Origin of the sequence: Elstera litoralis (genome assembly GCF_000963705.1) — a bacterium.
GTDB classification, from domain to species: Bacteria; Pseudomonadota; Alphaproteobacteria; order Elsterales; family Elsteraceae; genus Elstera; species Elstera litoralis.
In genome coordinates this window covers 1-6,578 of record NZ_LAJY01000044.1, presented here as the reverse complement: position 1 = coordinate 6,578, position 6,578 = coordinate 1, and the positions used below count along the sequence as shown (strand labels likewise).

At 62.1% G+C, this 6,578-nt stretch carries 8 protein-coding genes and 1 pseudogene; 4 read left to right on the top strand and 5 right to left on the bottom strand.

The genetic code is table 11. The features are described 5' to 3' along the window. From VZ95_RS02590 to VZ95_RS02580, 4 genes and pseudogenes are all read left to right on the top strand, one after another. A partial coding sequence (locus VZ95_RS02590) for a hypothetical protein (protein ID WP_232302449.1) occupies window positions 1-271 on the top strand: 271 nt, incomplete at its 5' end. Then, window positions 271-348: pseudogene (locus tag VZ95_RS27870) on the top strand (hypothetical protein); the annotation flags it as partial. The gene VZ95_RS02590 and the pseudogene VZ95_RS27870, both read left to right, overlap by 1 nt. Before the next feature lie 136 nt (window positions 349-484). Further along, the gene (locus tag VZ95_RS02585; RefSeq protein WP_269747045.1) at window positions 485-1,543 is read left to right on the top strand and encodes a nucleotide sugar dehydrogenase; all 1,059 of its coding nucleotides are present in this window, start codon (window positions 485-487) and stop codon (window positions 1,541-1,543) included. A 12-nt stretch (window positions 1,544-1,555) separates the two neighbouring features. After that, window positions 1,556-2,536: an NAD-dependent epimerase/dehydratase family protein gene (locus VZ95_RS02580; protein WP_045774489.1), complete on the top strand. Its 981-nt coding sequence runs from the start codon at window positions 1,556-1,558 to the stop codon at window positions 2,534-2,536. Window positions 2,537-2,603: 67 nt separating this feature from the next. Here the strand turns inward: VZ95_RS02580 and VZ95_RS02575 are convergent, their stop codons facing one another. The 5 genes from VZ95_RS02575 to VZ95_RS02555 all read right to left on the bottom strand — a co-directional run. Next, window positions 2,604-3,665 carry a branched-chain amino acid ABC transporter permease gene (locus VZ95_RS02575; RefSeq protein ID WP_045774488.1) on the bottom strand — a complete coding sequence of 354 codons (1,062 nt, stop codon included), beginning with the start codon at window positions 3,663-3,665 and terminating at the stop codon, window positions 2,604-2,606. A 4-nt stretch (window positions 3,666-3,669) separates the two neighbouring features. Continuing rightward, a complete protein-coding gene (locus tag VZ95_RS02570) occupies window positions 3,670-4,683 on the bottom strand; it encodes a branched-chain amino acid ABC transporter permease (protein WP_045774487.1) in 1,014 nt (337 codons plus the stop codon). A 9-nt stretch (window positions 4,684-4,692) separates the two neighbouring features. Next, window positions 4,693-5,415, bottom strand: coding sequence for an ABC transporter ATP-binding protein (locus VZ95_RS02565; RefSeq protein WP_045774486.1), 723 nt, complete (start codon window positions 5,413-5,415; stop codon window positions 4,693-4,695). Next, window positions 5,408-6,178 carry an ABC transporter ATP-binding protein gene (locus VZ95_RS02560; RefSeq protein ID WP_045774485.1) on the bottom strand — a complete coding sequence of 257 codons (771 nt, stop codon included), beginning with the start codon at window positions 6,176-6,178 and terminating at the stop codon, window positions 5,408-5,410. The genes VZ95_RS02565 and VZ95_RS02560 overlap by 8 nt, the downstream gene beginning before the upstream one ends. Before the next feature lie 93 nt (window positions 6,179-6,271). Next, the coding region (locus tag VZ95_RS02555) for an ABC transporter substrate-binding protein (RefSeq protein WP_045774484.1) at window positions 6,272-6,578 on the bottom strand (307 nt) is incomplete at its 5' end.

Genomic DNA, 6,578 nt, shown 5'->3' with positions numbered 1-6,578 from the left:
CTTGCCGGAAATCGGTGTCGATAGCCCTAAGCAGATGGCACTTTCCGGTCAGTTGAAGATTTCCGAGTTCTACAGCACCTATGGGGTGTTATCCTACGACGTTAAGACCGATAAGATCAGCAGCGCGGGCTTAGGGCTTTTGTACGAAGACGAGTGTTTCGCTATTCTCGGTTCTTACACGCGCGATAAGCTATCCGATAAGGAATTGCGCCAGGATCAAACCTTCTTCCTGCGCATAGCCTTTAAATATTTGGGCGAGTTTGGTCAATAATGGGGTTTGCGCGCGTCGGTATTTTGGGGCTCGGCTATGTCGGGCTGCCGCTGGCGGTGGCGCTTGCGGCGCATCGGCCCGTCGTCGGGTTCGATATTGATCGCCAGCGAATTGCGGACTTATCGGACGGCTGGGACCGGACGCGCGAAGTGAGCGCCAAGGCGCTGGCGGCGGTTGCAGGGTCGCTCGTGCTGACGGGGGGACGCCGAAGCCTTGCGCGGCTGCGATGTGCTCATCGCCACCGTCCCAACCCCCATCGATGCGGCCCAAAAACCCGATCTGACGGCGCTCGAAGCCGCTTCCCGGACCATTGGCCGCGTACTGGCACCCGGCGCGGTGGTGGTCTTCGAAAGCACCGTCTATCCGGGCGTCACGGAAGGCCCCTGCGCCGCCTGGATCGCCGAGGAATCGGGCCTGCTGGCGGGGCGGGATTATCACCTGGGCTATTCGCCGGAGCGGGTTAATCCGGGCGATGGCAAGCATGGGCTGGCGGCGATTGCGAAAGTCGTCGCCGCGCAAGATTCCGGGGTCGCCCAGCGGCTTGCCACACTTTATGGTGCGGTGAATGGCGGCAATATCCACATTGCGCCCTCGATCCGCGTGGCGGAGGCCGCTAAAGCCATCGAGAATGCCCAGCGCGATATCAATATCGCCTTCATCAACGAAGTCGCGATGATCCTGCGCACGGCGGATATTCCGGTTTATGACGTGCTGGAGGCGGCGCGGACCAAGTGGAATTTTCTGCCCTTCGTGCCGGGATTGGTCGGGGGGCACTGCATCGGCGTCGATCCCTATTATCTGGCCACTTGGGCGCAAAGTCTGGGCCATGAGCCGGTAACGATTCTGGCGGGCCGCCACACCAATGAGGCGATGGCCGGGTTCTTCGCCGATCAAATCGCCGCCCAACTCGTTCCGGGTGCGTCGGTTTTGGTGCTGGGCGCGAGTTTCAAGGAGAATATCGGCGATTTGCGCAACAGCAAGGCGGTCGATCTCATCGCGGCTCTGGCCGCTAAAGGTTTTGAGGTGGATTGTTTCGATCCGAACGCAGCCGCCGAGGCGCTGACGGATTTGCTGGGTCGGGCTCCCCTGGCCGCGCTTCCCCCGGACCGTTCTTATGATGCGCTCGTGTTGGCGGTTGCCCATCGGGAGTTCGCCGAGTGGGGCGGGGACGCGATTTCGGCCTGCGTTGCGCCGGGCGGTTTGATTGCCGATATCAAAGGACTGTGGCGGGGGCGGGCGCTTCCCGCCGACCGCCGCTACTGGACACTTTAAAGAGGGCGACGGATGCATATTCTGGTCACGGGCGTTGCCGGGTTCATCGGCTTCCATGTCGCTCAAGCCCTGCTGGCGCGGGGGGAAACAGTGATCGGGGTCGATAATCTCAACGATTATTACGATCCGGCCCTCAAACACGCGCGGCTCGCGCAGCTTACCGGGCAGAAGGGCTTCAGCTTTCAGCCGGTCGAGCTTGCTGATCGCGATGCGGTCGATGCGCTGCTGGTTCCAGCCTCGGGCGTGACGCATATTATCCATCTCGCGGCGCAAGCGGGGGTGCGCTACTCGCTGCAAAACCCGCACGCCTATATCAGCGCGAATATCGTCGCCCAGATTAATTTGCTGGAAGCCGTGCGCCGCCTGCCGGGGCTGGTGCATTTCGTTTATGCCTCCTCCTCCTCGGTCTATGGGCATGCCGAGAAAGCGCCGTTCGCGGTGACGGACCGCACCGACCGGCCCCTATCGCTCTATGCCGCCACCAAGAAGGCAGATGAGTTGTTCCATTATACTTACGCGCATCTCTACCGGATTCCGGCGACGGGGTTGCGCTTCTTCACGGTCTACGGCCCTTGGGGGCGGCCCGATATGGCGGCGTTCCTGTTCACCAAAGCCATTTTGGCCGGGGAGCCGATCCGCCTGTTCAACGGCGGCGATATGCGCCGGGATTTCACTTATATCGACGATATTGTCGCGGGCGTGCTGGCGACCCTCGACCATCCGCCCGCCGATACGGGCGAGGCGCCGCCGCACCGCGTCTATAACCTCGGTCACAATCACCCGGAAAAGCTGACCGATTTCGTCGCAATTCTGGAAGAGGCGCTGGGCCGGAAAGCGGTGCTCGATTTGCAGCCAATGCAGCCCGGCGACGTCTACGAGACCGCCGCCGACATCACCGAAAGCAGGCGCGATCTCGGTTTCAGCCCGACGACGCCGCTGTCGGTCGGGCTGCCGAAGTTTATTGCTTGGTATCGGGAATTTTATCGGGTCTGAGACGCCCCGGATTCTCAAGGGGCGGTTGCCCCTTGAGCGGGGCCCAGGGGCAGCGCCCCTGCCAAATCTAAGACGCTTTTTGCCGCAGCTTGCCGACGATCCCGGTCGGGAAGAAATAGACGCTGAGCACGAACAACACGCCCAGGATCAGCAGCCAGCGGTCCGGGTGGAGGATTTGCGCCAGCACGGGAATTCCCTCTACCTGGGTCGCGGCCGCGCCGAGCAGCTTTTGCAGGTAGTTTTCGGCGAGGATGAACAGGGTTCCGCCGATCACCGCGCCGTAGAGCGTGCCCATGCCGCCGATCACGACCATCAGCAGAATATTCAACATGATGGCGAAGGAGAGGGTGGTATCCGGCCCGGTATAGCGCAGCCACAGGGCGTAGAGCGCGCCCGCGACCACGGCGAGCCCGGCGGAAAGACAGGTGGCAATCGTGCGGTATTTCACCACGCGGTAGCCCAGGGCCTCGGCGCGATATTCATTCTCGCGGATGGCTTGCAGCACGCGCCCGAACGGCGAATTGACCATGCGTAACGCTAGCAGGAAGAAGAAGACCGTAAAGCTGAATACCAAATAATAGGCCGCCACACGGCCCGTTATCATGGTGCCGAACACAGGTTCTTCCAGCAGTTTAAACGTCGGGCGTAACAGTTCCGGCACGCGGAAGGAGCGGCCGTCTTCCCCGCCGGTATAATCGGAGAGTTGCGAGACCAGCACGGCAAAGACGGTTGCGACCGCAAGCGTAATCATGGCGAAGAAAATCGCCTTCACCCGCAGGGACAGAAGCCCAATCAAGGCCGCCAGCGTCACGCCGAAGACAATGGCGATGCCGGTGCCGAGTAGGGCGCTGCCCCAGGTCGCGCCCATGAAATGCATGGCAAGGCCAACGCCATAACCGCCGATGCCGAAGAACATCGTATGGGCGAAGGAAACGATGCCGGTATAGCCCAGCAGAATATCGTAACTCGCCACCAGCAGAATGAAGATGCAGATCTTCGCGGCGGTATTGATGGCATTGGCCCCGGAGACGAGGAAGGGGGCCGTGGCGAGGCCGATCAGGATGACCAGCAGGATCACCGACAGGACCCGATTGCGGGGCAAATCGTCGGAGAGAAGGGCGCGCAGCATGGGCTTACCTCTTGGCGACGGGATAGAGACCCTGCGGACGCCACAGGAGAATCAGCACCATCAGCAGAACCGTTGAAACCAGGGCGAATTTCGGCACGAGGAAGGCGGAATAATTGGCGAGCAAGGCCACCAGAATCGCCCCCAGAAAGCAACCGCCGACCGAGCCGAGCCCGCCGATGATGACGACGATAAACACCAGCGTCATCACGTCATTGGAGATCCCGGCGGTCAGCGTTTCCCGGTACAGCGCCCATAGCACGCCGCCGAGCCCGGCCAGGCCCGATCCGACGACGAAGACGCCGATGAACAGGCGGCGGATGCGGTAGCCCAAGGCTTCCACCATCTCGGCATTCTCCACCCCGGCGCGGATCAGCAGCCCGATGCGGGTGCGGTTCAGCACCAACTGCATGCCGGTAAACACCGCCAACCCGACGACGACGATCAGCAGCCGGTATTTTTCGAAGGCGAGATCGCCGACGACAATCGCGCCGCGCAAGCCGTTGGGCAGCGGCATGGCCTTTTGGTCGCCGCCGAAAATCGCGTGCAGGGCTTGTTCGGCGACAATGAGCCCGCCCATCGTAATCAGAATCTGCTTCAGATGCTGACCATAGACCGGGCGGATAATAACGCGCTCGAACGCCATGCCCAGCGCGCCGGTGCCGATCATCGCGGCGACGGCGGCAATCGCCAGCGCGCCGAGGTTGGTCAGCAGCGACTCCGACGCCATCCACCCGGCGAGCGGCCCCAGCACGGTAAAGGCGAGGTAGGCGCCAATCGCAATGAAGGCCCCGTGCCCGAAGTTGATAACGTCCATCAGCCCGAACACCAGCGTCATGCCGGACGCGATGACGAAGATCATCATGCCCATCGCCAGTGCCGAGAGGGTGAGGGTCAGCCAGGTCGTCGGGCTGCCGACCAGCACGAGGGCAGCGGCGGCGAGAACCACGGGGATCAGCAGCGGCAGCAGATCGAGCTTTGCGCGTGGAATATCGGCGGGGGCGGCTTTGGTCTCGGACATATCAGCCTCCTATTGATGCGCGTCGAGCGACAGGCCGAGCAGGCGTTCCTGCAAGCCACTATCCCCGACCAGATCGGCCATGCTCCCGGCGTGAACGACGCGCCCGTCATCGACGACCGCCACCGAATCCCCGAGGGCGGCGGCAAAGCGGAAGTTTTGTTCGACCAGTAGAATCGTGCTCTGGCGCTTCAATTCCTGAAACGCGCCGATCATGCCTTCGATGATGGCAGGCGCAAGGCCCTTGGTCGGCTCGTCGATCAGGATCAGCCGTTGCGGCTCCACCAGGGCGCGGGCAATCGCCACCATCTGTTTTTGTCCGCCGGAGAGCACCCCGGCGGGCGAGTGCCAGAAGCGTTTGAGCGCCGGGAAGAAGCCGAAAATCCACTCCAACCGCGCGGCATCGGGCGGGCCGGAGCGGGCGGCGAGCTTCATATTTTCTTCGACCGTGAGATCGTGGAACACGGCCATCGTTTCCGGCACATAGGCGATGCCGCTTTGGGCGATACTGGGCGTATCCTTACCGCCGATGGGCTTGCCGTCGAAGGTCACGGTGCCCTGCGAGGGTTTCCACAGGCCCATGATAGTGCGTAGCGTCGTGGTTTTCCCCGCGCCGTTACGCCCGAGCAGCATGGTAATGCCGCCCTCGTTCACGGTGAGATTAACGCCTTGCAGAATATGATATTGGCCGATGTGGGTATGAACCCCGTCCAGCCGCAGCAGCGGGTTAACCATGCTTTTTCTCCGGTGCGCGGCCAAGATAAGCTTCCTGCACCAGCGGCGAGGCGATCACCGTCGCAGGCTCGCCATCGGCCAGCAACTGCCCGTGGTGCAGCACGATAATGCGGTCGGCGAGGCTGCGCACGACATCCATCTTATGTTCGACCAGCAGAATGGTTTTATCGCCCGCGCGCTTCAGCTTCTGGATGAGGTCCAGGATCACCGGCACTTCATCGACCGACATGCCCGCCGTCGGCTCGTCGAACATGAACACATGGGGCTCCAGCGCCATCATAATCGCCACTTCCAGCTTGCGCTTGTCGCCGTGGGAGAGGGAGGAGGCGACCGTGTCGCGCTGATGTTGAAGGTTTACCTCCTCCAGCACCCATTCGGCCCGCTCAATCCAGGCGCGGTGCCCCGTCCAGCGCTGCCAGATATTCGCGGCGGCAGGGTCGCGCGCTTGCACGGCGAGGCGCACGTTTTCGTGCGCGGTGAGCTGTGGGAAGAGATTGGTGATCTGGAACGCCCGGCCAATGCCGCGCCGCGCCCGATCGGCCGGACCCAGCCGGGTAATATCCTCGCCATCCAGCAGCACCTGACCCGCCGAGGCGGGGAGTTGGCCGGAGAGAAGATTGAAATAGGTGGTTTTCCCAGCCCCGTTTGGGCCGACGATGGCGGTGAGGGTTCCCGCCGTAAACGAGGTGCTGACCGCATTGACCGCCGTATGCCCGCCGAAACGGATGGTCAGGTCGCGGGATTCAAGAACCGGAACAGACATGAGAGCAGGCTTCCTACTGGTACGGTCGGGGGGGAAGCAGGGCAGCCGAAACCGCCCCGCCCCCTCCCCCAAGCTGGTGAGTAGGGTAAAGGTTTATCGCTTATTACGGAAGGGCAGCGGCATGGTTGCTGCCGGAATAGTTGCAACCAGCTCCAGCAGATCATTATCCGTTGCGTCTTTTTTGATGCGCCAGTGGAACATATCCTGCTGGGCCTGATGATCGACGGCGCGGAAAATCATATCGCCCTTCGGCGTTTCGAACATCATGCCTTCCATCGCGGCGATCAGCTTTTCGGTATCGGTATCGCCCGCTTTGGTGATGCCGTTGAACACGGCGGAGGCTGCCGCGAACCCGCCTGCGACGAAGAAATCGGGTGGCGCATTGTAGCGCTTCTGATAT